Origin of the sequence: Corallococcus aberystwythensis (genome assembly GCF_003612165.1) — a bacterium.
GTDB lineage: Bacteria > Myxococcota > Myxococcia > Myxococcales > Myxococcaceae > Corallococcus > Corallococcus aberystwythensis.
Genome location: NZ_RAWK01000035.1, coordinates 24,979 through 46,975 on the forward strand (window position 1 = coordinate 24,979; position 21,997 = coordinate 46,975).

Here is a 21,997-nt window from a genome sequence, read left to right on the forward strand (position 1 = left end):
CCATGGAACTTCGTCCCGCGCTCCTCCTGGGCCTGCTCTGCCTCCTTCCCTTCACCAGCACCGCCCGCCCGCGCTCCAGTGACCTGGGCGTCCCCTTCGGCGGACAGCCGGGTGCGCTCAATGCCATCACGGACGTGAAGGGCGTCGAAGTGGGCCACGTCACGCTGAACACTGGCACTTCTGTCCGGACCGGCGTCACCGCCGTGCTGCCCCGGGGCCGGGATGCCGTGGCCCAGCCTGTCTTCGCGGCCACCCATGCCCTCAATGGCAACGGCGAGATGACCGGCACCCACTGGGTGAAGGAGTCCGGCCTGCTCTCCGGCCCCGTGATGATCAGCGACACCCACGCCGTTGGCGCCGTGCACGAGGGCGTCATCGCCTGGGCCCAGAAGCGCGACCTCACCTGGGAGTTGGGCCTGCCCGTGGTCGCGGAGACCTGGGACGGGTTCCTGCACGACATCGATGGCTTCCACGTCCGGCCCCCGCACGCGATGCAGGCGCTCGATGCCGCGCGTCCCGGCCCCGTCGCGGAGGGCTCCGTGGGCGGCGGCACGGGCATGGTCTGTCATGGCTTCAAGGGCGGCATCGGCACGGCCTCCCGCAGGCTCCCGGCGGAGCAGGGCGGCTACACCCTCGGCGTGCTCGTGCAGTGCAACTACGGCAGCCGCCGCCTCCTCTCCGTCGCGGGTGCTCCCGTGGGCGAGGAGATCCCCGACCTGCGCTCCTGCTACCTCGGAGACGTCCCTCCGAAAGGGCCCTACCGCTCCCACCTGCCTCCCTGCTCGCGGCGCGCGAGCGCCGGTCCGCCCCCTCCGGAAGGCATGGGCTCCATCATCATCGTGGTGGCCACCGACGCGCCGCTCCTGCCGCACCAGCTCGACCGCGTGGCCCGCCGGGTTCCGCTCGCGCTCGGGAAGATGGGCGGCCTGGGGGAGAACGCCTCCGGAGACATCTTCCTCGCGTTCTCCACCCAGCCCGTGAGCACCACGGAGGTCGCCCCGGTCTCCATGCTCGACAACGAGCGGATGACGCCGCTCTTTGAAGCCACCGTGCAGGCCACCCAGGAGGCCATCCTCAACGCGATGCTCGCCTCCGACACGATGACCGGGCACCAGGGCGTCCGCGTCCATGGCCTGCCACCGGAGCGGCTGGTGAAGGCCCTGCGGAAGTACGGGCGCCTGCCTCCGGCCCCGAAACCCACGAAGTGACAGCGGATCCGTCCAGCCTTCCCGCCCTCCCTCCGCTTGCGCCATGCTGCGCCGCCTATGGAGACGGAAGAGTACGGACCGCCGAGGGACGAGCAGGAACTGGCCGCCATCGCGGACATCACCGCGCAGGCGTTCGCCATGCCGCTCGCGGATGCCGAGACCGCGGTGCGAAAGAACTTCGCGGAGTCCTCGCTGCGCGTCCTGCGCTTGAACGGCGAGGCCGCCGCCACCCTCACCCTCATCCGCATGGGCCAGTTCCTGGGCGGCCGCTCGGTGCCGCTCATCGGGGTCGGCGGCGTGGGCGTCGCTCCCGCGCACCGGGGCGCCGGCGCCGCCACGCGCCTCTTCCATCGCTTCCTGCGCGAGGTCCGCGACGAGGGCGCTCCCCTCTCCGCCCTCTACCCCGCGACCCAGCCGCTCTACCGGCGCGTGGGCTACGAAGTGGCCGGCGCGCGCTACGAAATCCACGTCGAAGCGGCCTCGCTGGAGCTGGGCGAACGCTCGCTGTCCCTGCGTCCCATGCGCCCATCCGACGCCGCGGCGGTGGAGGCGTGCTACCGGCGCTTCGCCGCCCAGCACCACGGCTGGCTGGACCGGGGGGACTACATCTGGCGGCGCGTGCGCACGCCCCGCGGTGACACCGCCTACGGCTACGTCGTGGAGGGGCCCTCCGGCGTGGAGGGCTACGTGTACCTCGTGCGCAACCTCGCGCCCCAGAGCACCGTGTTCAAGCAGGTGATGAAGCTCACGGACTTCACCGCCACCACGCCCGCCGCCGCGCGCCGGTTGCTTCGCTTCCTGGGCGACCACCGCTCACTGGCGCAGGACGTGATGTGGTTCGGCGGCGCGGACGAACCGCTCCTCGCGCTGCTGCGCGAGCAGACCTTCCAGGTGAAGCTCTCCATGCATTGGATGACGCGCCTGCTGGACGTCCCCCGGGCCCTGGAGGCGCGCGGCTTCGCCCCCGGCCTGTCCGGCGCGCTCCACCTGGACGTGGAGGACGACGTCCTCCCGGAGAACCAGGGGCGCTTCGTGCTGGAGGTGGAGGGCGGCACCGCCCGCGTCCGGCCCGGCGGCGAGGGGCGCCTGAAGCTGCATGTGCGCGCCCTGGCGCCGCTCTACACCGGCTTCCTCACGCCCCGCGCGCTCCAGTTGGCCGGCATGCTGACCGCGGACGACGCGTCGCTCGACACCGCCAGCGCCCTGTTCGCGGGCCCCGCTCCTTCGCTGCGCGACATGTTCTGACGCGCGGGGCGCGGGCTACCCCGCGCCCCACCGGGAGTGGTAGGAGCGGCGTGTTCGGCTGGAGGAGGCTTCACACGTGCGCGCGTTCGTCACCGGTGGTTCGGGGTTCGTCGGGAAGCACCTGCTCACGGCGCTCGCGAAGCGCGGGGAACCGGCGCGTGCGCTGGCCCGTTCGCTCATCGCCTCGGAGGCCGTCCGGGCCGCGGGCGGCGAGCCGTGGGAGGGCGACCTCTCCGACCCGGAGCGCCTGCGCCTGGGCATGGAGGGCTGCGACACCGTCTTCCACGCCGCCGCGCACGTGAAGCTGACCGGCCCCCGCGCGGCCTTCTATGAAGCCAACGTGCGCGGCACGGAGGCCGTGCTGGAGGCGGCGCGCGCGGCGGGCGTGAAGCGCTTCGTGCACGTGAGCACGGAGGCCGTGCTGGTGGACGGCGGCCCCATGGCGAACCTCCACGAAACGCACCCGCTGCCCCAGCGTCCCGTGGGCCCGTACCCGTCCACCAAGGGCCAGGCGGAGCGGCTCGTGCTCCAGGTCAGCTCGCCGGAGTTCACCACCGTCGCCGTGCGGCCCCGGCTGGTCTGGGGACCGGGGGACACCACCGTGCTGCCCGCGCTGGTCGCCGCGGTGAAGGCCGGGCGCTTCCGCTGGATTGGCGGCGGGCACTACCTGACGTCCACCTGCCACGTGGCCAACCTCGTGGAGGGCATGCTCCTGGCTGCGGAGAAGGGGCATGGCGGCCAGGCGTACTTCCTCACCGACGGCCCGCCCGTGGAGTTCCGCGCCTTCGTCACCGCGCTCCTGAAGACGCAGGGCGTGGAGCCCGGCGGCAAGTCCATGCCCACCGCGCTCGCCGCGACGGTGGCCGTGGTCAGTGACTTCGTCTGGGATTTGCTGGGCCTCAAGAGCCCGCCGCCCCTGTCGCGCACGGAGCTGCTGCTCGCGGGCCAGGAGGTGACGGTGAGCGACGAGAAGGCCCGGCTGGAGCTGGGCTACACGGGCAGCGTGTCGCGCGACGAAGGGCTGCGCGCCCTGGGCGCGAAGGTGGAGTAACCTCCGCGTCCATGCGCAGGTTCGAGTTCGTCGACGGCAACAGCTCCAAGTTCTGGATGCCCGAGGTCCAGGGCGCCACCTTCATCGTCACCTACGGCCGCATCGGCACCGCGGGGCAGCGCAAGGAGAAGGTCTTCCCGGACGAAGACGCCGCCCTGAAGGAGTACACCAAGAAGGTCGCGGAGAAGGTGCGCGAGGGCTACGCGGAAGTCGGCGCCGAAGCGGGCTCCGGAGCTGCCCCGGCCGCGCCGCCCCCGAAGGCCGCCGCCGCGCCGCCGCCCGCGCTCGTGCTGCCCCGGCGGGTCACCCCCGCCACGCCCGGCCCGGAGGCCGTGGCCGCCGCCGCATCCGCGCTCACGCTGCTCCAGTCGCGCCTCAAGGGCCCCAGCTGGAAGGTGACGCGGCTGTCGCGCAAGGCGCGTCACGCGCTGCGGTCCCTGGGCGGCGTGGACCCCGCGGCGCACCCGGCCCTGGCCGCGCCCTTCGCCGCGCTGATGGCGCACGTGGTGGGGCCCAAGGCGGAGGGCCGGCTGCCGTTGCGCCACGCGCTGGGGCTCCTGTCCCAGGTGGACGTGGCCGCCTTCCAGCGCGCGACGGAGATGTGGAAGGCCGCGCCCGCGGGCTCGGTGCCGCCGGGCGTGGCCGCGGTGCGGACGCTCAACGACCCGGAGCTGGCGCTGCGCGTGACGGCGCTCCTCAGCGAGCGCCCGGAGCTGCGGGACGGCTCCGAGGACGCGTGGACGAAGCGCTGGTCCGTGCTCAAGCCGCACGTGGAGGCCCACCTGTCCGGCGCGGGCCAGTCCCTGTCCGCCTTCGTGTCCAGCGTGGACGCGGGCGGTGACGCGCACCTGTCGAAGCGGCTCGCCCGGCTGGGAGCGTGACGCCGGAGGGCCGCGCGTCACGCCCGGGCCTACGGTGCGCCTTCCGCCGCGCTGCCGCCCTCGGACGCGGCGGGCTTCTGGAGGGTGGCGGCCGTGGGCTCGCGGTCCATCTCCTCCGCGGGGTAGGCCAGCGCCGCGTCCAGGTACTTCTTCGCCTGCACCCGCCGGCGCTCCGCCTTGGACAGCCCCTCCGGGCTCAGGAGCGCGGGCTCCGCGTCCCCGGACTTCTCCACGACGTGGCCATCACAGAAGAACCACTCGGTGCGCCCGTCCGGCGACTGCCGCGCGAAGTAGAGGTCCGGCTGGCCCACCTTGGAGGGCTTCGGGCACCACGTCTCGCGCGCCTTCGCCTCGCGCGCCGGGCCCTGCTCGCGCCACTGCTTCTGGGCCTCGCGCAGCGCCGAGGCCGCTTGAATCTGGGGCCCCAGCGCCATGCGCTCGCGCGCTTCCGCCAGCAGCGTCGTGCCGCGCTGGGCCAGGTCCGGGAACGCACCCACGCGCCGGAAGTCGCAGGACGTCAGCGCGCGGAGGTTGGCCTCGTGCACCTTCAGCACCGGGGGCAGCGTGCGCAGCCCCTCCTCCAGCAGCGCCAGCTGCTTCGGGTGCTCCAGCGCCTTCGGATCCAGGGCCTGTTCCGTCTCCTTGAGGAAGCGCGCCATCAGGCCGTTCACCGCGGTCAGCTCGTCCTGGAACCAGCGCGGCTCCGAGTCGCAGGGGCTCGCTTTCGCTCCCGCGTAGTCCCGATACTCCGCCCGGGACATGCCCAGCGCGTAGTGCTGGACGGGAGGGGCCTGCTTCGCCGCGCAGCCTCCGAACACCGCTCCCAGCCCCAGGAGCGCGATGCTTCGTGCCAGTGTCGTCATCCGGCCCATTCTGCCAGCCATATGAGTTCAAACAACCCGGTAGGCTCCTCCTGGAAGGGGAGCGGCCAGGGGAGAAGTCGTGAGTGACAGGGTTGTGACAAAAGCACTTCCGGGCTTTCCGGGACCGCGCCCCGGGGTACGAGGGGGGACATGAAGCCCCGGGTCCTCCTCCTCATTGGCGTGCTGGCCGCGATGCTGGGGGTGTTCTACCTGCTGGCGGCCCCGGGAGCGCCCCGCCAGGGGACGCCGGAGCCCGAGTCCCCGCCGCTGCCGTCGCGCCGGCGCGTGACGGACATCACGTTCCTCTACAGCACGGAGAAGCGGGCGTGGGTGGAGGCGGCGCTCGCGGACTTCCAGGCGACGCATCCGCACGTGCGGGTGACGCTGGTGGGCCAGGGCTCGCTGGAGGCGGCGCGGGCCATCCTGGAGGGCCGGGAGAAGCCCACGGTGTGGAGCCCGGCGGACAGCGCGGAGCTGCGCATGCTGGCGGCGGACTGGGCGACGGACGCCTCGCACGGGCCGCTGTTCGCCACGCAGGGGGATGCCGTCCCGCATCCGCTGGTGATCACGCCGCTGGTGTTCGTGGGCTGGCAGGACCGGATGGACGTGCTGCGCAAGGCGGACGGAGGCGCGGCCCTGTCGTGGAAGACGCTCCAGCGCGCGGTGGCGAGCGACCGGGGCTGGCCCGCGGTGGGCGGCCCGCCGGAGTGGGGCTTCGTGAAGCTGGGCCACACGGACCCCACGAAGTCCAACTCCGGCCTGCAGGCGCTCCTGTCCGCGACGCTGGAGTACCTGGGCCGGCGCACGGCCGTGAAGCAAGCGGACCTGCTGGACCCGGGCTATCAGGCGTGGCTCCAGGGGCTGGAGCGGGGCGTGACGCGCTTCGAGCCCTCCACGGGCACGTTCATGACGGACCTGGTGCGCTACGGGCCGTCCCGCTACGACCTGGCGCTGGTGTACGAAAGCCTGGCCATCGCGCACTTGAGCCACGCGCAGGGCCGGTGGGGGCCGCTGCGGGTGGACTATCCGCCGGTGACGCTGTGGAGCGACCATCCGGCGGCGGTGTTGCAGGCGGACTGGGTGACGCCCGAGCAGCGCGAGGCGGCGCTGGAGTGGGTGGCCTTCCTGCGCAGCCCGGCCGTGCAGGCCCGGGCGTTGGCATTCGGCTTCCGGCCGGCGGACCCGTCCGTGCCGCTGAAGACGCCGGACGCGGACAACCCCTTCACGCGGCTGGCGGCGCAGGGCATCCGCGTGGACGTGCCGCCCGCGGCGGACGTGCCGGACGCGTCCGTGCTCCGCACGCTGCTGGAGCTGTGGACGCGCATGGGCGTGGGGCGCTGAGCGTTCACACCGCGGAGCGCCCCGGACGTGTCAGGACGCCGTGTACGCGTCCGCGATGCGCAGCAGGTCCGCGATGGTGAAGTCGCCGGCCGTGCCGTAGGTGGGCTTCCATCCCTTGTTGTGGAGGAAGGACCGGGGGTCGTTCTTCAGGACGCTGAAGAACGTCTCGCCCACGATGCGGCCTCCCACGGGGCCCAGGAAGCGGCCCTGGTTGGCCAGCTTCGCCTCCTTGAGGATGTAGTACCAGAGCGGCGCCAGGGTGCTCGCCCAGTTCTGCGGCAGCCCCAGCTGGGAGTTGGAGTACCGGGTCACCCCCAGCGCGTCGGCGACGGTCTGTCCCGCGGGCAGGGTGAACTCGTTCTGGCGCAGCAGGTTGCGGCCTGGGAGTGAGAGGTAGAGCGGATCCGGCTTCCCGTTGAACTGGGGGTGGTCGAAGCCGGGGATGAGCGCCTCCGGCAATTGCAGCAGCTCCGATGCGACCACCGTGTCGAACAGCTTGGCCCCCTGCGGCGTGACGCTGGCGTCCGTGTTGAAGAAGTACTTCCAGTCCACGCGCTTCTCCGGGCTCAGGAAGGTCCCGGGCTGGTGCAGGTCGAAGATCTGCACGTTCTTGTAGCTCGCGTTCACCTGGTAGAGCTCGCGGATGGTCGCGTGGCCCATGCGGTAGGCGGCCGCGGAGAACTCGATGGGGATCTGCTGGAGGTTGGGCGGGAAGTACTGCGGCCCCTGGTCCACCAGCTTGCCGTAGAGGTCGTCCCCGACGAAGCGGCGCACGAAGTCGTGGTAGACGATCCACTGGTAATGCCAGCGCACGCGCTTCGCCGCTTCGGTGAAGAGGTCTCCTCCGGAGAACTGGCCCTTCAGGTCCTTCACCACCTGGTTGTGGAACTTGATGAAGGCCAGCTGAAGCTGGTCGACGAACATGTTGTCGTCGTTGCGCGGGTCCCCGATGATGGCCGTCCCCTGGACGTTGCGGAGCACGTCCCCGTCCGGGTTGTCCGGCCGGCCGAACAGCAGCGTGGCGCCGTCCTTCTGGTCAAACAGGAACGCGTCCTGCACCGGGCCCCGGCCGTACACGTTCCCCAGGTCCAGCGTGGGGGTGATGGCATTGCGCGTCTGGTTGGGCTGGGTGTCGCGGCCGTTGATGTCTGAATAGACGTCGAACGTCAGGTCGTGGTCCAGGAACTGCCCCAGGAAGGTATAGCCCGCCGGAATCGTGGGGTTGTCCTGGGGCACGCCCACGCCCAGGTTGGCGACGTCCATCGGGCCGCCCGGCAGGGTGAGCAGCCGGAGGTCCTCCACATTGAACAGGGATGGCGCCAGGTCCGGGAACATCCGGAAGAAGTCGGAGGCGACGGGGCCGTTGTCCCCGGTGAGGGATTGGGCGGACCTGCTGGAAGGGGCCGCGCCCACTCCGCCGTGGGGGCGGACCAGGTTGCCGGAGGACGTCTTGGAGAGCATGGCGCTCCCCACGCCACGGTGGAAGGGACAGCCGCTGCCTGGAAGCGCGGCGCGGGCCTGCATTCGGTTCTGGTCGCTCATGTGAGGTCTCCCTATGTCTGTGGGCCGCGCGGGTCAGGTCGTGATGGTGATGTACGGATCCCAGGAGTAGGTCCCCACCTTGTTGCCCTGGTTGTCCGTGATCTGGACGTAGAGCTGGTAGGTCACCTTCTGGTTCGGCACCGTCGCGGTGGGGCTCAGGGCCGTGGACTGGAGGAAGAAGTCCACGTAGTCCTGCGTGTTGAAGCCGCTGCTCTGTCCGCCTGACACCTCCGGGACCGGCACCTTGATGTTGGACACCAGGGGCTGGGGCCGGGTGATGCAATCCGGGTTGCCGGAAACCCGCATCTTGTAGAGCACGGCGCTGTAGCGCGTGTTGAGGGTCAGCGACGCCAGCCGCCACCGCAGGGTGTCGCTGGTCTTCGCCGCGAAGGTCAGCTCCGGTATCGCCTCCGCCCCCACCGCCTCGTCCCGCCGGACGAGCATGTACACGCAGTCCGAGATCGAAACCCCCGGCTCGTCCGCCGACGCATTGGGGTGATACTTGCTGATGACCTTGTCCACATCCACGACGGTGAGGACGTCAATGAAGCCGCTATCCTGTGCCATGACGCTTCAATCCTTTCCAAGAAGACAAACGGGGGCCTGGAGTGTGAAGACAGACGGGGGTGTTACGCCGTGATGGAGATCTTCGGGTCCCAGGAGAAGTAACCCAGGATGTTCCCGTCGTTGTTCGCCAGGGCGAAAGAGAACTGGTAGGAGACAGGCGTTTCCGAGGCGTTCACCGCCGTGGCCTGGAAGTAGGCATCCTTGTACTGCTGGAACCGGTCCACGGTGACCTGGTAGCCATTGACCGACGGCAGGGGCACCGTGACGGTGGGCTCGATGAGGATGGGCTGGGTGATGCAGCCCACGCCCCGCAGGATGGTGCACGTGTTGAGCGCGACGCTGTAGCGGGTGTTCCCCGTCAGGGAGGTGATCCGCCACCGGATGTTGTTGTTGGTGTTGACCGCGATGGTCAGGTCGTCCGTGGCCTGCCCGGAGAGCATCTCGTCCTGGCGGACGAACATGTAGATGTAGGGCGTCCGCTCGCCCAGGGAGACGGGGCGGTTGGGGTCCGTGCTGAACTGGCCCTGGTAGGTCTGATAGATGCTCTCCGCATCCACGACGACAAGGACGTTGGCGGTGTTCTCGGTATCTGCCATTGCGGGCTCCTGGGATTGAGGGGGAGGACAGGCTTCAGCGGGGCCGCAGGATTCCGGGCCGCTGGATGGAGAAGGGCTGGATGTTGAATTGGGTGACGCCGGTGAGCGCGAGCTCGGCCAGGATCTTCCCGAGTAGCGGCGTGAACTTGAACGCCTGGCCTGTGTCGCCGGTGAACAGCAGGATGTCCGGGTGCCCTGGCAGGGCATCCAGCACGAAGTTCAGGTCCTGCGTCATCGTGTAGAGACAGCCCACGGGGTCCTGTGCCAGGGATTGCAGTCCCTGGAAGTGCGTGCGCATGAACGTGTTGAGCAGCTCCACCATGCGCGGGTCCGCCTGGGGCGGGGAGGTGGGCGGCAGCGGGGACTTCGTGAAGGTGAAGTCCGTGCCCACCTTGAGGCGCCCGGGCGTCAGCAGCGGGGGCAGGCCGTAGTAGGTCGTCGTGTCGTCCCCGGAGAACTGGGGCGTGCCGAAGTAGAACCAGAGCGGGTAGGTGTACTGGGATTGGGCCACGGCGAAATAGGCATACGTCATGGTCCAGATCTCCAGCTCCAGCTGGATGTTCAGGCTGTCGAGCACCGGGTTGGTCCACGCGGAGGGGACCAGGATGAGCTTCTTCCCGGTGTAGTTCCCCTGCGCGGTGGTGACGGTCACCTGTCCCGGAGCGTCCTGGATGCGGCTGACCGTCCGGCGGGGAATCATCGTCACGCCCTGCTTGCGGCAGAGCTCGGTGAGGGCCCGGAGGGCGCGGTCCGCCGCGATGACCCCCGCCTGGGGTTGCCGCAAGCCGACGACGTCGTCGCTCAGGCCCTTGAGGGCCGGATAGCGCTCGGGGAAGTCCGCCGCGGTGAGGCGCTCGAAGGGCAGCCCCTGCTCCTGCAGGACGGCCTGGGCATCCACCAGGTCTCCCTCGGGCGTGTTCACCCCGCTGGGCGGGCCAAAGAACAGCAGGGACGTGTCATTGAGGATGCCGTCCAGCCCGCTGTCGTCCTCCAGCTGCCGCCAGAGCGGATAGGCGGACTGCGCCAGCAGGGACAGGTGCGGGTTGGAATACATCACGCGGAAGAAGCGGGATTCTCCCTTGGAGGAGAAGAAGTCATTGTCGAAGTCGAACTGGTCCAGCAGCAGGACCTTCTTGCCCGCCTTCGAGCACCAGTAGGCGGCGGACAGGCCAATGGCGCCCGCGCCCACGACCACCACGTCATAGGAGTCCATGTCTTTGCTTGTCCTCGTGCCGGGGGATGTCTGGCTTCACCAGCCGAGGTAGTACTGGCTGTCCAGCCAGGACGGCCACGCGAGGCCGAAGTGCGCCTGGAGCATCTTCTCCGCCTCGCAGACGGCGCCCTCCACCCAGCCCTGCTGGTCCGAGTACGCCTCGCCGCAGATGTGGATGCGCTCGGAGGGGTCGGGGCGGCGCATGAAGGGCATCACCTCCCGCACGCTCACGCCGGCCTGCCACGCGTGGTAGCCGCCGCCGTAGGGGTCGTCGGTCCAGTTGCGGAAGTAGGAGACATACGGCGCGGGGACGGGGTTCTCGGCGCCGTGCAGCTCCTGGAGCTGGTTGACGGCCTCCTGGACCATCACATCCGGGGCCTGGAGGGACTCCACCTCGGCCAGCGCCTCCGCGCTCGCCAGTCGCGTGGCGCGGGGCTTGAAACGCTTGAGGTTCCGGTGGGGCGACGCCATCAGCGCGGACCAGAAGGCGGTGGTCCGCATGTCGTTGTAGCTGGCCAGCAGGATGGAGTGGCTGTTCACCGGGTCGGTGCCGAAGTAGTAGCACTGCCGCATGGGCAGGTCGGTGAGGGACTCGCCCGCGTGCGCGTTGAACTCCTGGCTCCACCAGGGGGACTCGAACCCCATCAGCAGCTTGAAGGACGGCTCGCTGATGACCGCGCCGATGTTCTTGCGGACCTCCGCGCGGACCTCGGGGCTGGAGAAGAACCGGTCCGCGCCAATCAGCTCCAGGGAGCGGCGCGGCATGGCGAGCACCACGGCATTGGCATACACCGTCCAGCTCTTCCCGCTCTGGGCATTGCCAATCGTGAGGACGTACTTGTACGGGCTGCCGCCCGGCGCCGGGTCCAGCCGCTGCAGGCCGTTCTGTCCCCAGAGGTGGGCACGCTTCCCGGTGGGGTCCTGCGCCACGTAGCGCTGCGCCAGGCTGTTGCCCACCTGGTCATAGCCGCCCACCAGGGTGTGGTAGCTCACGTCCGCCTTCGAGAAGTCGCCCACCAGGTAGGGGAAGGCCTCCGCGGCGTTCCAGTTGATGGTGTTGGAGTAGTAGCCGCCCGCCACCGCCAGGAACTCGTAGGCCTCCTGGCCCACCTGGTCCTTGATGAGGTTCCAGAAGCCCAGGTCGTTGACCTTGAGGCCCTCGTAGGGGCCCGGCTTGCGGTAGGTCAGCTGGGGCTTGATGTCATCCCACTCCCGCGCGGTCAGCTTGAAGCCATAGTCGTAGGGCGCGGTGAAGGAGACCTTGTCCGCGTAGCGCTCCCGGAACCACGGGTCGGCCATGAGCACGTCGTAGATGATCTTGTTGAAGAGCTGGTCCGAGTCGAACCCCACCACCTCGCTGGGCAGGAAGTAGCGGGTCCAGTAGGGCTGGCGGTTCTTCTGGGCGTTCACCCACGCGTCGGCCTTGAAGCGCTGTCCCCGCAGGTAGCGGTAGTGATTGCTGTCGTCACCCAGCGGGAAGTCCGTGGGCGTCAATTCCTGGGCGAAGACCTTCGTGATGAGCGAATCGACAATCTCGTGCGAGCGCAGATAGCGCATGCCGCCAATCTCCGCGGCCAGCGAGACGCCGGGCAGGAAGACGGATTCAATGCGCCCGCCCAGCCGCTCGGTCAGCTCGAAGATGTGGACCGACCCGGGCCGCGTCTCGCCCTGCGCGAGTTCCCCGGCCAGCAGCCTCCAGCCCGTGTAGAGCCCGGAGACGCCCGCTCCAACGATGGCCACGTCGACCTGGAGGCCATCGTCCATTCCGGTGTCCATGGGTGGGGGATTCACGCGCGACATGTCTGCCTCACAGGGAGAGGGTGAGAGGTGTTCTATTTCGAGGAATCCGTGTGCAGCCTGTGTGCCAGGGAAGTCCTGGTGATTTCCTGTCTGCATTCAAGGACTTGCGCAGGCAGGGCCGCCGCCTTGACGTGTCAGGCGACAGGCTTTGGGTGCGGCGCTGATTCCTGGCGTGTCAGGACTGGCTTTGACGCGTCAGGAGTCAGGGCCGGGGGCCTTCCCTGGCGCCGGAAGGTGGACACTCGGCGGGACCGGCCTTCCTCTGGGATGGTGGGTCCCCTGCGTGCCGTGTCACGCTTGGGCACACATGCGAAGCCACCGGGCCGTCCTCCTGCTGTCGTGTGCCGTGGTCGCGCCCACGGGCTGCCGGAGCGCGACACCTGACGCACCCGTGGCGCCAGACACGCTGCGGCCCGTGGCGTCCTTCGCGCGCATCGAGGACGCGCAGGCGCGCTCCGTTGCGCTCTTCGTGGAGGCGGGGCGGGTGATTGCCCATCCGCGCTGCACCAACTGCCACCCGCCAGATGGGCGGCCCCGGCAGGGCATGACCCAACAGGCGCACGTCCCAGCGGTGGTGGGCGGCGAGGACGGCCACGGTGCGCCCGGACTGCCGTGCACGGCCTGCCATCAGGAGGCGAACACGCCCACGGTGGGCGCCACCGTGGCCAGCATCCCGGGCAATCCCAAGTGGGCGCTGGCCCCCGTGGAGATGGCGTGGGTGGGGCGCTCGCTGGGCGAAATCTGCGAGCAGCTCAAGGACCCGAAGCGCAACGGCGGCAAGGACCTGGCCGCCATCCAGCACCACATGGCGGAGGACGTGCTCGTGGGCTGGGGTTGGAACCCGGGCCCGGGACGCCAGCCGGTGCCGGGAACGCAGGCGCAGTTCGGCGCGCTCATCCAGGCCTGGATGGACACGGGCGCCCACTGTCCGAAGCCCTGAGCGCGCGGACAGGAAGTCCGTCCCCTGGGTTGAGAAAAAGAGAATCCCGCGAGGGCTCCCCGGCGGCGGCGCACCTCGCGAACTGGTCCGACAGTCGGACCAGTTGGGACGGCCTCGGCCGGGAGGGGGTCAGCCTGGATGTCCGGAGGCCTGGATTTCGCGAAGGGTCCTCAAGCGCTCCGCGGTGAGCGGCAGGTCCCTCACGCGCAGGCCCGTGGCGTCGAACACGGCATTGGCGAGCGCCGCCGCCGTGGGCCCCTGGCTTGCTTCCCCTGCACCGAGGAACGGCTCCTCCGGCCGGTCGATGAGCTGCACGTCCACGGGCGGCGCTTCTGAGAAGGTGAGAATGGGGTAGCCCTCCCAGTCGCGCGACAGGATGCGGCGCGCGTCGTAACGCACGGCCTCCTTCAGGGTCCAGCTCAGCGACTGGATGAGCCCGCCCTCCAACTGGTTGGCGAGCCCATCCGGGTTGACGACCTCGCCCGCGTCGGCGGCGATGACGGCGCGCACCACTCGCGGCACATGGGTGTCTGGATCCACGAAGACCTCCAGGCACACCGCGCAGTACGCCGCCAGGTTCTTGTACCGGGCGAACGCGAGCCCCCGGCCGTGGTGCGGCCTGCGCTGGAAGCCTGCCCAATTGAACCGCTCCGTCGCGCGGGTGATGACTGCCTTTGCCCGCTCATCCCGGAGCTGCCGGAGCCGGAAGGCCACGGGGTCCACGTTCGCGGCGTGCGCCAGTTCGTCCACGAAGGACTCGATGGAGAAGACGTTCGCGTAGGCACCCAGACCGCGCATCGACGACACGCGCACGGGCATCGCCTTCACGAAGTGCGTCGTCACGGCCTGACCTGGAAAGGCATACAGCGGGATGGCGTTGCGGTCGGCGGAGTAGTTCGGCGGTCCACCGTTCCTCGGCTCCGGCTGGGCGAAGGGCTTCGCCAGCGAACGGCCCGCGAGCAGGTTGCCGGGCTCGCCTCCGGGCCGCGTTCCATGCGCCGTGGACCACAGCGCGTAATCCCAGTCGAGCACGTCCCCGTTCGCGTCCACGCCCGCACGCACCCGCGTCACCATGGCCGAGCCGTAGGGTTCGTTCGTGTGTTCGTCCTCGCGTGACCACTGCACGCGCACCGAGTGGCCGGGCAGGGCGCGGGCCAGCAGCGCGGCGTCCGCCGCCACGTCGTCCGCGCCGTTGTGGCCGTAGCAGCCGGCTCCCTCCTGATGCCGGCAGTGCACGTGCTCCTTCGACAGCCCCAGCAGCTTCGCCAGTGCTTCGCCTGTCTCGAAGACGCTCTGGCTGTGGGTGTGCACGGTCATCGTGGCGCCGTCCCACGCCGCTACCGCGCAGGACGGACCGATGGACGCATGCATCTGGTACGGCCGCCGGTAGGTGGCCTCCAGCGTGCGCGTAGGCGCGACGTCGGTGGGCCGCTCCACGGAGTGGATGACCGTATCCTGCGTGGGCTGTGCCAGCAACCACGCATGCGGATCCACGGGCAGGGGCGCGCGCTCCTTCCACCGAGCGGTGGCGGCCAGTGCGGCGGCGGCCTTCACCGCCCGCCATTCACCCGTGGCGATGACGCCCAGGAAGTCTCCGTCCCGCACCACCTTGAGCACGCCGGGCATCGCGGTCACCGGCGCGAAGTCCACCGACACCAGTGATGCACCCGGCGTGGGCGCGCGCACCACGCGGCCATGCACCAACGTGTCGGACCGCAGGTCCTGCACGAAGCGCGCTTCGCCTGTCACCTTCGCGGGCAGGTCCACCCGGGGGAGGGACCGTCCCACCTGCTTGCGTTGCGCCGCGGGCTTGGGCGCGACGGTGCCGGTGGCCTCTCGCTGGAGGCGCTTGCCTCCCACGAGCTCCCAGTAGGTGATGCGGGCGCTTCCACCTGTGTCCTGGAGCGTGCCGTCCCGGACGGTGAGCCGCTTCGCCGGGATGCGCAGCTGCTTCGCGGCCATGTCCACCAGCAGCGCGCGCACCTCCGCGGAGGCCTGCCGCACCGCCGCGCCACCATTGGGAATGGACATGCTCCCGGCCGTGGGGCCTTCGGGAGGACACACGCGCGTGTCACCGGAGACGACGCGCAGCCGCGACGGTTCGACGTCCAGCTCCTCCGCGCACAACTGTCCCAACGCGGTGAGGATGCCCTGGCCCAGCTCCACCTTGCCCGTCATCAGCGTGACGACGCCGTCCTCGCCAATGCGGATCCACGCATCCAGCCCCGGCGTGCGCGCCAGGTCCTGGGGCAGCCCGTTCTTCTTCGCGGGTGCGGCCCATCCGACATCCGGCCCCGCGAGCGCGAAGGCCATCACCAGCGACCCCTTCAGCACCGAGCGTCGGGAAACAGGAGCGCTCATCCCGAAAGCTCCGCCGCCGCGCGTTGCACGGCGCGCACGATGCGGTTGTGGGAACCACACCGGCACAGGTTCGCATCCAGCGCGGTGCGGATGTCCGCCTCGGTGGGGGAGGGCTTGCGGCGCAGCAGCCCCGCCGCGGAGAGGATCATCCCCGGGATGCAGTACGCACACTGTCCCGCCTGCTCCGCGAGGAACGCGCGCTGGAGCGCGTGCAGCGCACCGTCCGGAGCGCGCAGTCCCTCCAGCGTGGTGACCTCCCGTCCCTGGAGCGACACGGCCGGCACGACACAGGAGCGCACCGGCGCCCCGTCGCGCAGCACGGTGCACGCGCCACACTGGCCCACGCCGCAGCCGTACTTCGCGCCGTTGAGCCGCAGCGTGTCTCGCAGCACGTAGAGAAGGGGGATGTCCTCCTCCTCGTCGATGACGTGGGCTGCTCCGTTGACGTTCAGCGTGAAGGCCATCCGCGGACTCCTCCGGGGGAGGAGTGGAGGCTAGCAGTCCCGCTCGGATGTCCCGGAGGCGGCGGACACCGAACGTCCGCCTCCCATCAACGCGGCTCGGCTCTAACGCGCCTGCGTCAGGAGTTCCGCGACGCGCAGCGCCCAGGCCTCCGCGGAGTCCAGCTCCGAGCGGGCGTCGGCGTAACGGTCAAACGACGCCTCCGAACCGTCCCGCGCGAAGAGCGCTGTGTTGAAGTCCTTCTGCGCCGTGGTGAGCCACTGGCTCGCGCGCAGGCGCAACCAGTTCGCCACCTGCGGCGTGGGCTCGATCTGGTTCAGGTCGAGCGCAGAGGGGTGCATCTCCACCGACTCTCCATCCTTCTCAAACTCTGGCATCACGTTCATGGACCGGATGGTTGCCATGGCCCCCAGGCTGAGCACCCGACCCGGATGGACGAGACAAACGTCGATTCTGAGCAGTTGCCGACGCTGAAATCTTCGCTGAAGGACGGAATGTCAGACTGGCGGGCTGCGTCAGATGACGCCGTCCCAATTGTTGTCATTGCGACGGAAGGCGTCCCGGATGGCCTGGACAGTGGGGTCAGGGAGGGGACCCTGCTCCAGGGTGCGCGCGTTGGCGCGGAGGTTGTCCAGCCGCGTGGTGCCGACGATGCAGGTGGCCACGCCGGGCGCGAACGCGGTGAAGCGCAGCGCCAGCTCCGGCCAGTCCAGCCCGTCCGTCTGGAGGGCCATGCGCTGCATCCGTTCCCAGTACTCGCCCACGTCGTGCGCGTAGGGGCGCCCCGGGAAGCGCCACGGCGCGTTGGCCAGGGGCCGCTTGGCGATGACGCCCACGCCGCGCTCGCGGGCCTTCGCGACGCCGTGGTCCAGCGAGCGCTGGTCGAAGAGGTTCACGGACGTCTGCACCACGGCGAACGCGCCCGTCTCCAGCGCCGCGTCCAGCCCGGCGTTGTCACCCGAGTACGCGGCGGCGCGCACCTTGCCCGCCTGCACCGCGCGGGTGAGCGCTTCGATGAGCCCCGGGCGGTGCAGCACGTCCGGCGGACACGAGTGGAAGTGCAGCACGTCCAGCACGTCGGTGCGCAGCCGCTGGAGGGCCAGGTCCACGCCGCGCGTGATGCACTCGGGCGTCCAGTCCTCCACGCCGGGCACGCCGTAGCCGCACTTGGTGGACAGCACGAACTCCCGGCGGCGGGCGCCGAGGAACCGGCCGATGCGTTCCTCGGACACGCCATAGCTGGGCGCGGTGTCGATGAGGGTGATGCCCGCGTCCAGCACGCCGTTCAGGAGCGCCTCCGCGTCGGCGTCGCTCAGCGCTTCACTGCCCACGGGCCCCGCGCCAAAGCCGAGCGCGGACACGGTGAGACCGCTGTTTCCCAGGGGACGCTGAATCATCGGGTGGGGCCCTCGCCACGCGCGGCCAGGTCGATGAAGCCGCGGATCCAGATGAGGTTCACCGCGTCGCACGCGTCCTGCGTCGTGGGCGTGGTGGTCTCCAGCGCGGCGGCATAGGGCACGCCCTGGCGCATGTACCAGTCGGTGACGCTGCCATCGTGGAAGTAGATGAGGCCGTGCTCGTCGGCGTAGGCGTTGTCATCCACCTTGCGGCTCTTCACCACGGTGGCGTGCGCGGCGGCGGCCTCCATCAGCGGGCGGAAGGCGGCGGTGTCCCCGAAGGTGTACGCGTACGTGGCGATGCCGCCCAGGTAGTTGTCCTGGTGGATGTCGAGCGCGGCATCCGGAGCAGGGAAGCGGGCCAGGTCGCTTCGCACCGCGCGCGTCTCCTTGGGGCCGCCGTCGTACAGGGCCCAGCGGAGGATGGACGGGTCGCCCACGAGCTCGCCGCGCCACTCACCGGGGGCGATCTCGTAGCGCATGAAGTCGTTGTTGGGCTTCTCGCCGCTGCGGTTGTAGCGCGTGCCGTCCTCGAAGCCGGAGGGGTTGATGCACGGGTAGACGCGCAGGCCCACGCCCTTCGACTTCGCGTACGCGACGATGTCCGGCAGGTGCTTCGCGAGCGTCAGCGGCCCGGCGGGCTCCTCGCCATGGAAGCCGGACGTGATGACGAGCCAGCGGTCGCCCGGGACGATGAGGCGGAAGAGGGGATAGTCGCGCCCCCCCTCGTTCACCTGGCCGTATTCGGAGAGTTCACCCAGCGTAGCGTGGGAGCGGATGCGTCGTGCGTAGTCGGTGTAATCCACCGTCCGACCATAACCGCGCGCGTCATTCCTGCCCACGAAGGATCAAGGTGAAACACGGGATGTGTCGTGCCCCGCGCACCGGGGTGGAACTCCCTGGGTGGGTCTACTTCGCGCCGGTGTGTTCGCGGATGTCGCCGACCAGCTCCTGGCGCTGGGCGGGCGTGAGCGTGCGGTGCACTTCGAGCACGGCATCCACCGCCTTGTGGGCGAAGGCGCGAGCGGCGTCGATGCGCGCGTCCACCAGGGCGTGGAGCTTCGCGGCGTCGGGCGTGTCGGACGCCAACTGGGTGACGGCCTCGGTGCGGGCGGCCTGCTGTCCCTCCATGAGCCCCCGGCCTTCGTTGAGGAGGCGGTCCTTCACGGCGTGGATGGAGGTGCGCTGGGCTTCGGTGGCGTCCAGGTCATCCAGCTTGTCGTCCAGCTTCCAGGTGACCATCTGGTGGATGCGCTCCGGGTCGGGCGTGCCGCGGTGATGGCGGCCGAAGCCGAACCCGGTGAGGAGGGTGACGGCGACGACGGCGGTTCCGGCGATGGCGAGCGTCTTCTTCATGGCGTGTGGCTCCAGAGGCGTGGGCTTGACTGGAACCAATATGGAAGCCGCCAGTTGCGTGAGTTTGAGCGGGCGGTGAAGAAGTGTGAAGGGCGTGGGGTCAGCGCCCGTCCCAGAGTGGCATGTCACCGTACTCCCAATCCCAGGGCACGCCGGCTTCGCCCAACACGAAGCGGACCAGGTGCGGGTAGGCGGGCTCTGCACGGACGTCATTGCTCAGGATGAGCACGCAGCGGCGCCCGCGAGGCAGGCACACGAGCGTGTTGGCGGTGCTGTCGTTGTGACCGTTCTTGAAGAACCCGCGTCCCTGCGGGCCGTCGAACACCACCACGCCCAGGCCCGCCGCCAGGTCCTTGCGGCGCGACTCCGGCGGCAGTTCGTCCTGGAGGGTGGGGAACTGGCTCCGGGTGGTGATGAGCAGTTGCGGCGACGTCATCCGGGCGAATGTTTCAGGTGACAGACCTTCACCGCGCACCAGTGCGGCCGCGAAGCGCGACAGGTCGTCGAGGGTGGTGTCCATGGAACCCGCCGCGCGCACCCGGCTGCGCTCGTCGTGCGGTTCCACGCCGCCGTCAGCCTTCCATCCGTCGGCCAGGTTCTGGGCGAAGTCCGGCCGCCACATCATGCTGGTCGTGCGCATGCCGAAGCGGTCGAACACGCGCTGTTGCATCTCCGCGCCCACGTCCAGCCCCAGTCCGCGTTCGAGCACGAACTGCATCAGGATGATGCCGTCGCCGGAGTACGCGAAGCGGCTGCCGGGAGCGAAGTGGATGCGCAGCCGCTCATCGGGCTCCAGGAAGCCGAAGTTGGCGAAGCCCGCGCTGTGGGTGAGCAGGACGCGAGGCGTGATGTCCCGCCAGCGGTCATCCCCGGCCAGGTGGGACCAGGTCGAATAGCGGTCCTCGTCCGGGTACTCCGGCAGTGGCCTGTCCAGGTACTTCGAGATGGACGTGTCCAGGTCGATGCGCTTCTCGTCCGCCAGTTGCATGACGACGTAGGCGAAGACCGTCTTGGTGATGGACGCGCCATACATCACCGTGTCCGTCCGCAGCGGCTCCCCCTTCGCATCACGAGCACCATAGGCGCGGGTCGCCACCACGCGCCCGTCGTCAATCACGGCGATGGCCAGTCCCTTCGCGCCGGTCGCGGTCATCGCGCGAGCCGCTTCGGCATCCAGCGCGGCTACGTCCGGAACGGGCGGCGACTCGCGGACCGCGGACGTCGTGGCGCAGCCGTTGGCAAGCAACAGACACAATCCCCAGGCGCGCAGCCGCTTCATTAATCGGTTTCCCATTCGCCGCGAATTTAACTGTAGCTATCACACCAGCGCGGGGCCATTCCTCCAGCCTGCGCCAAGCCGTCATGTCGGACAGGTCGAACTGCTTGCGAGGCAGCATCTCTCACGGGGTGCCACTGTGATGCTGGAAGACGATGGCCTCCAGCTCCGCCCGTTCGTCCGCCCGAGGACGGCCCATCTTTTTCTTGGGCCGGTGCGGAGGCAGCATCGGTGCTACGCGCTGCCAGAAGGCGTCGGGGACGAGCTAGCAGACCATGACTTACAAGCTGAGGATGTCTCTCGTCACTGACCAGCCCCGGACTAAATTTCGTTGGGCGCTGCGAGTGATTGCCTTGGCTTAAGTTGATTTTCGAGAAGCATTCTCACCCGTCGCTCTCTCCATCAATAGGTACACGAATTCGGTCGGTTGCGACGACGACGCCATTCTTGACGGCGACACACTCCACAATGTGGTCTCCATAAAAATTGGCAGTTTCAGTCCGCTCCAGATGTCCTGCGTCCTCCACAATCTGACCTCGAATATTGTTCCGCCGAATCGCCTCGGCCCCTCTGTTGAGAACTTTCCAGTAGAGGTCGAAGGGTTCCGGAATATCGTGTGCCGCTACGAAGAACCTGAGTGACCGTTTGCGCCGGAGTCGTAGACCTCTAGCAATCCGATCGCTGAGCAGGTACTCGCGAAAGCCGTTTTGAGATACCTCGCATTCGAGTCGAATATTGTATCGGACGTCATAGCGGAAACGGCTCTCGAAGAACTCTTCAGTGTTGCTTGCGGAATAGGCGCCATCAATGAGGGTTGACTTCTTGAGTCCTGCGGTGTCAGCCGGAAATGGAGGACCGTAAATTTTTCGCCACTTTGAGTTCTGAGTGGGGCGCCCCTCTGCGTCGATTGCCTTTAGGCACAGTTCGTGCGCTTTTTTTGCTTTCTTTTGAAACTTACTCTTGACCCTGACCCGTTGGCCGCTGCCAAGTGCCGCGAAATATTCTTGCTCGGGCAGCGCAGCAAGGTAGGAAAAGAAGTCACGACTCATCCAGTCGAAGTATAGGAAGCTCTTTTCGTCGTAGTCTTTCGTTGATTCAAGGAAGTTGTGTGCAAGGGTGTCTATTAGTAGGCCACCAATGCCGACGCCGTGTTTGTTTTTCCATGCTCGAGCCATTTTAGCGAGACGCCTAAGGTTCCCGTTCTTTCGTTCGTCAACCTCGGACATCGCATCTATTTCTTCACGTGGCTTGGTGATCTTCCAGCTTCCGCCATTGTATGTGTCTGGGTACTTGAAGCTGCCATCGTCTGTCTCAAAGACAGGTTGAACTTCGACGTGGAAGTCCTGATAGAGCACGCGAACAACGAGTCGATCGACGAAAATATCCGTTTTGGGGTATCGCGCTTTGATTGCGTTGCTTGCGGCATCGAGCAGTTTGTACTGCCCTCCCTCTCCACAGTAGTCGTCCCAGGCAGTGCTCGGCATGATGTATAGCATGTCGAGGTCGGAGATTTCCTTGATTGCAGATGACCTGCCATATGAGCCGACCTGTAGTCTGTTGTCGATCTTTGAGTCGGTGTCGCGAAATGCTTTGTTTAATGCCGCCGTTATCTCTCCGTATCGCATCGAGATCGTCTCGGCATTGTCGATCTGGAGGTTGGACAGAAATTCGCCAAAAATTTCACCGAGTCCCACCATTACCTCCTTGGATTTGCACCAAAAGAAATTCGATGTGCTTGCTGATAAGGCTCATTGTTCTTTGCGCTTGGTTCTAAGAGCCTATTTCGGTAGGGAAGAAGGTCGGCCACCTGCCGGGTTGAAGAGGCAGGAGGACGCGGCCATGGGGTAGTGAAGAAGGACGACGGCTGGCGAGTGCCGGATGAGCTGTGGCGACGCATC

20 protein-coding genes and 1 pseudogene are annotated in these 21,997 nt (G+C 68.5%); 6 read left to right on the top strand and 15 right to left on the bottom strand.

Features of this window, described 5'->3' with window-relative positions; genetic code table 11:
* Nucleotides 1–2 precede the first annotated feature (2 nt).
* The 4 genes from D7W81_RS07890 to D7W81_RS07905 all read left to right on the top strand — a co-directional run bounded on the left by D7W81_RS07890 (nucleotide 3) and on the right by D7W81_RS07905 (nucleotide 4,385).
* Nucleotides 3–1,208 (top strand): DmpA family aminopeptidase, encoded by a 1,206-nt coding sequence (locus tag D7W81_RS07890; RefSeq protein WP_120554719.1) that lies wholly within the window; start codon nucleotides 3–5, stop codon nucleotides 1,206–1,208.
* Between the two features lie 57 nt (nucleotides 1,209–1,265).
* Nucleotides 1,266–2,453, top strand: coding sequence for a GNAT family N-acetyltransferase (locus D7W81_RS07895; protein WP_120554720.1), 1,188 nt, complete (start codon nucleotides 1,266–1,268; stop codon nucleotides 2,451–2,453).
* A 76-nt stretch (nucleotides 2,454–2,529) separates the two neighbouring features.
* Entirely contained in the window at nucleotides 2,530–3,504 is a 975-nt protein-coding gene (locus tag D7W81_RS07900; RefSeq protein ID WP_120554721.1) for an NAD-dependent epimerase/dehydratase family protein, read from the top strand.
* Nucleotides 3,505–3,515: 11 nt separating this feature from the next.
* On the top strand, nucleotides 3,516–4,385 hold the full coding sequence (locus tag D7W81_RS07905) for a WGR domain-containing protein (protein ID WP_120554722.1): 870 nt from the start codon (nucleotides 3,516–3,518) through the stop codon (nucleotides 4,383–4,385).
* Nucleotides 4,386–4,414: 29 nt separating this feature from the next.
* On the opposite strand, the gene D7W81_RS07910 is transcribed toward D7W81_RS07905, so the two are convergent.
* A complete protein-coding gene (locus D7W81_RS07910) occupies nucleotides 4,415–5,248 on the bottom strand; it encodes a hypothetical protein (RefSeq protein ID WP_244227049.1) in 834 nt (277 codons plus the stop codon).
* Nucleotides 5,249–5,398: 150 nt separating this feature from the next.
* Here D7W81_RS07910 and D7W81_RS07915 point away from each other — a divergent pair, with 150 nt between their 5' ends.
* Complete coding sequence (locus tag D7W81_RS07915; protein WP_120554724.1) at nucleotides 5,399–6,589, top strand: substrate-binding domain-containing protein; 1,191 nt, start codon at nucleotides 5,399–5,401, stop codon at nucleotides 6,587–6,589.
* Between the two features lie 30 nt (nucleotides 6,590–6,619).
* Here the strand turns inward: D7W81_RS07915 and D7W81_RS07920 are convergent, their stop codons facing one another.
* The 5 genes from D7W81_RS07920 to D7W81_RS07940 all read right to left on the bottom strand — a co-directional run bounded on the left by D7W81_RS07920 (nucleotide 6,620) and on the right by D7W81_RS07940 (nucleotide 12,283).
* The gene (locus D7W81_RS07920; RefSeq protein ID WP_120554725.1) at nucleotides 6,620–8,131 is read right to left on the bottom strand and encodes a peroxidase family protein; all 1,512 of its coding nucleotides are present in this window, start codon (nucleotides 8,129–8,131) and stop codon (nucleotides 6,620–6,622) included.
* A 33-nt stretch (nucleotides 8,132–8,164) separates the two neighbouring features.
* Nucleotides 8,165–8,698 (bottom strand): AidA/PixA family protein, encoded by a 534-nt coding sequence (locus D7W81_RS07925; RefSeq protein WP_120554726.1) that lies wholly within the window; start codon nucleotides 8,696–8,698, stop codon nucleotides 8,165–8,167.
* Between the two features lie 62 nt (nucleotides 8,699–8,760).
* A complete protein-coding gene (locus tag D7W81_RS07930) occupies nucleotides 8,761–9,294 on the bottom strand; it encodes an AidA/PixA family protein (protein WP_158621486.1) in 534 nt (177 codons plus the stop codon).
* Between the two features lie 34 nt (nucleotides 9,295–9,328).
* Entirely contained in the window at nucleotides 9,329–10,507 is a 1,179-nt protein-coding gene (locus D7W81_RS07935) for an FAD-dependent oxidoreductase (RefSeq protein WP_120554728.1), read from the bottom strand.
* 36 nt (nucleotides 10,508–10,543) lie between these two features.
* Nucleotides 10,544–12,283: a flavin monoamine oxidase family protein gene (locus D7W81_RS07940; RefSeq protein ID WP_208721209.1), complete on the bottom strand. Its 1,740-nt coding sequence runs from the start codon at nucleotides 12,281–12,283 to the stop codon at nucleotides 10,544–10,546.
* A gap of 331 nt (nucleotides 12,284–12,614) precedes the next feature.
* On the opposite strand from D7W81_RS07940, the gene D7W81_RS07945 reads away from it, so the two are divergent.
* The gene (locus tag D7W81_RS07945) at nucleotides 12,615–13,247 is read left to right on the top strand and encodes an Isoquinoline 1-oxidoreductase subunit (RefSeq protein ID WP_120554730.1); all 633 of its coding nucleotides are present in this window, start codon (nucleotides 12,615–12,617) and stop codon (nucleotides 13,245–13,247) included.
* A 129-nt stretch (nucleotides 13,248–13,376) separates the two neighbouring features.
* Here the strand turns inward: D7W81_RS07945 and D7W81_RS07950 are convergent, their stop codons facing one another.
* The 9 genes and pseudogenes from D7W81_RS07950 to D7W81_RS07990 form a co-directional block, all read right to left on the bottom strand.
* Entirely contained in the window at nucleotides 13,377–15,608 is a 2,232-nt protein-coding gene (locus D7W81_RS07950; RefSeq protein ID WP_120554731.1) for a xanthine dehydrogenase family protein molybdopterin-binding subunit, read from the bottom strand.
* Nucleotides 15,605–16,072 carry a (2Fe-2S)-binding protein gene (locus D7W81_RS07955; protein WP_120554732.1) on the bottom strand — a complete coding sequence of 156 codons (468 nt, stop codon included), beginning with the start codon at nucleotides 16,070–16,072 and terminating at the stop codon, nucleotides 15,605–15,607. The genes D7W81_RS07950 and D7W81_RS07955 overlap by 4 nt, the downstream gene beginning before the upstream one ends.
* A gap of 102 nt (nucleotides 16,073–16,174) precedes the next feature.
* On the bottom strand, nucleotides 16,175–16,474 hold the full coding sequence (locus tag D7W81_RS07960; RefSeq protein ID WP_244227051.1) for a FruA-associating protein, FapA: 300 nt from the start codon (nucleotides 16,472–16,474) through the stop codon (nucleotides 16,175–16,177).
* Between the two features lie 111 nt (nucleotides 16,475–16,585).
* Nucleotides 16,586–17,467 carry an aldo/keto reductase gene (locus D7W81_RS07965; protein ID WP_120554733.1) on the bottom strand — a complete coding sequence of 294 codons (882 nt, stop codon included), beginning with the start codon at nucleotides 17,465–17,467 and terminating at the stop codon, nucleotides 16,586–16,588.
* Nucleotides 17,464–18,273, bottom strand: a complete 810-nt coding sequence (locus D7W81_RS07970) for a M14 family metallopeptidase (RefSeq protein ID WP_120554734.1) — start codon at nucleotides 18,271–18,273, stop codon at nucleotides 17,464–17,466. Before D7W81_RS07970 ends, D7W81_RS07965 begins: the two co-directional genes overlap by 4 nt.
* Before the next feature lie 103 nt (nucleotides 18,274–18,376).
* Complete coding sequence (locus D7W81_RS07975) at nucleotides 18,377–18,823, bottom strand: Spy/CpxP family protein refolding chaperone (protein WP_120554735.1); 447 nt, start codon at nucleotides 18,821–18,823, stop codon at nucleotides 18,377–18,379.
* 100 nt (nucleotides 18,824–18,923) lie between these two features.
* Nucleotides 18,924–20,117, bottom strand: coding sequence for a serine hydrolase domain-containing protein (locus D7W81_RS07980; RefSeq protein ID WP_244227052.1), 1,194 nt, complete (start codon nucleotides 20,115–20,117; stop codon nucleotides 18,924–18,926).
* Nucleotides 20,118–20,223: 106 nt separating this feature from the next.
* Nucleotides 20,224–20,346: pseudogene (locus D7W81_RS44370) on the bottom strand (IS5/IS1182 family transposase); the annotation flags it as partial.
* Between the two features lie 136 nt (nucleotides 20,347–20,482).
* On the bottom strand, nucleotides 20,483–21,793 hold the full coding sequence (locus D7W81_RS07990) for a nucleotide-binding domain-containing protein (protein ID WP_120554739.1): 1,311 nt from the start codon (nucleotides 21,791–21,793) through the stop codon (nucleotides 20,483–20,485).
* Nucleotides 21,794–21,997: the final 204 nt, after the last annotated feature.

What these genes read in the sequence shown, in the direction of transcription:
- D7W81_RS07975 (WP_120554735.1), bottom strand. Translation starts at nt 18,823, where the DNA reads ATGAAGAAGACGCTCGCCATCGCCGGAACCGCCGTCGTCGCCGTCACC.
- D7W81_RS07890 (WP_120554719.1), top strand. Translation starts at nt 3, where the DNA reads ATGGAACTTCGTCCCGCGCTCCTCCTGGGCCTGCTCTGCCTCCTTCCC.
- D7W81_RS07945 (WP_120554730.1), top strand. Translation starts at nt 12,615, where the DNA reads ATGCGAAGCCACCGGGCCGTCCTCCTGCTGTCGTGTGCCGTGGTCGCG.
- D7W81_RS07935 (WP_120554728.1), bottom strand. Translation starts at nt 10,507, where the DNA reads ATGGACTCCTATGACGTGGTGGTCGTGGGCGCGGGCGCCATTGGCCTG.
- D7W81_RS07910 (WP_244227049.1), bottom strand. Translation starts at nt 5,248, where the DNA reads ATGACGACACTGGCACGAAGCATCGCGCTCCTGGGGCTGGGAGCGGTG.
- D7W81_RS07905 (WP_120554722.1), top strand. Translation starts at nt 3,516, where the DNA reads ATGCGCAGGTTCGAGTTCGTCGACGGCAACAGCTCCAAGTTCTGGATG.
- D7W81_RS07895 (WP_120554720.1), top strand. Translation starts at nt 1,266, where the DNA reads ATGGAGACGGAAGAGTACGGACCGCCGAGGGACGAGCAGGAACTGGCC.
- D7W81_RS07965 (WP_120554733.1), bottom strand. Translation starts at nt 17,467, where the DNA reads ATGATTCAGCGTCCCCTGGGAAACAGCGGTCTCACCGTGTCCGCGCTC.
- D7W81_RS07950 (WP_120554731.1), bottom strand. Translation starts at nt 15,608, where the DNA reads ATGAGCGCTCCTGTTTCCCGACGCTCGGTGCTGAAGGGGTCGCTGGTG.
- D7W81_RS07915 (WP_120554724.1), top strand. Translation starts at nt 5,399, where the DNA reads ATGAAGCCCCGGGTCCTCCTCCTCATTGGCGTGCTGGCCGCGATGCTG.
- D7W81_RS07920 (WP_120554725.1), bottom strand. Translation starts at nt 8,131, where the DNA reads ATGAGCGACCAGAACCGAATGCAGGCCCGCGCCGCGCTTCCAGGCAGC.
- D7W81_RS07960 (WP_244227051.1), bottom strand. Translation starts at nt 16,474, where the DNA reads ATGGCAACCATCCGGTCCATGAACGTGATGCCAGAGTTTGAGAAGGAT.
- D7W81_RS07955 (WP_120554732.1), bottom strand. Translation starts at nt 16,072, where the DNA reads ATGGCCTTCACGCTGAACGTCAACGGAGCAGCCCACGTCATCGACGAG.
- D7W81_RS07940 (WP_208721209.1), bottom strand. Translation starts at nt 12,283, where the DNA reads ATGGACACCGGAATGGACGATGGCCTCCAGGTCGACGTGGCCATCGTT.
- D7W81_RS07925 (WP_120554726.1), bottom strand. Translation starts at nt 8,698, where the DNA reads ATGGCACAGGATAGCGGCTTCATTGACGTCCTCACCGTCGTGGATGTG.
- D7W81_RS07980 (WP_244227052.1), bottom strand. Translation starts at nt 20,117, where the DNA reads ATGGGAAACCGATTAATGAAGCGGCTGCGCGCCTGGGGATTGTGTCTG.
- D7W81_RS07930 (WP_158621486.1), bottom strand. Translation starts at nt 9,294, where the DNA reads ATGGCAGATACCGAGAACACCGCCAACGTCCTTGTCGTCGTGGATGCG.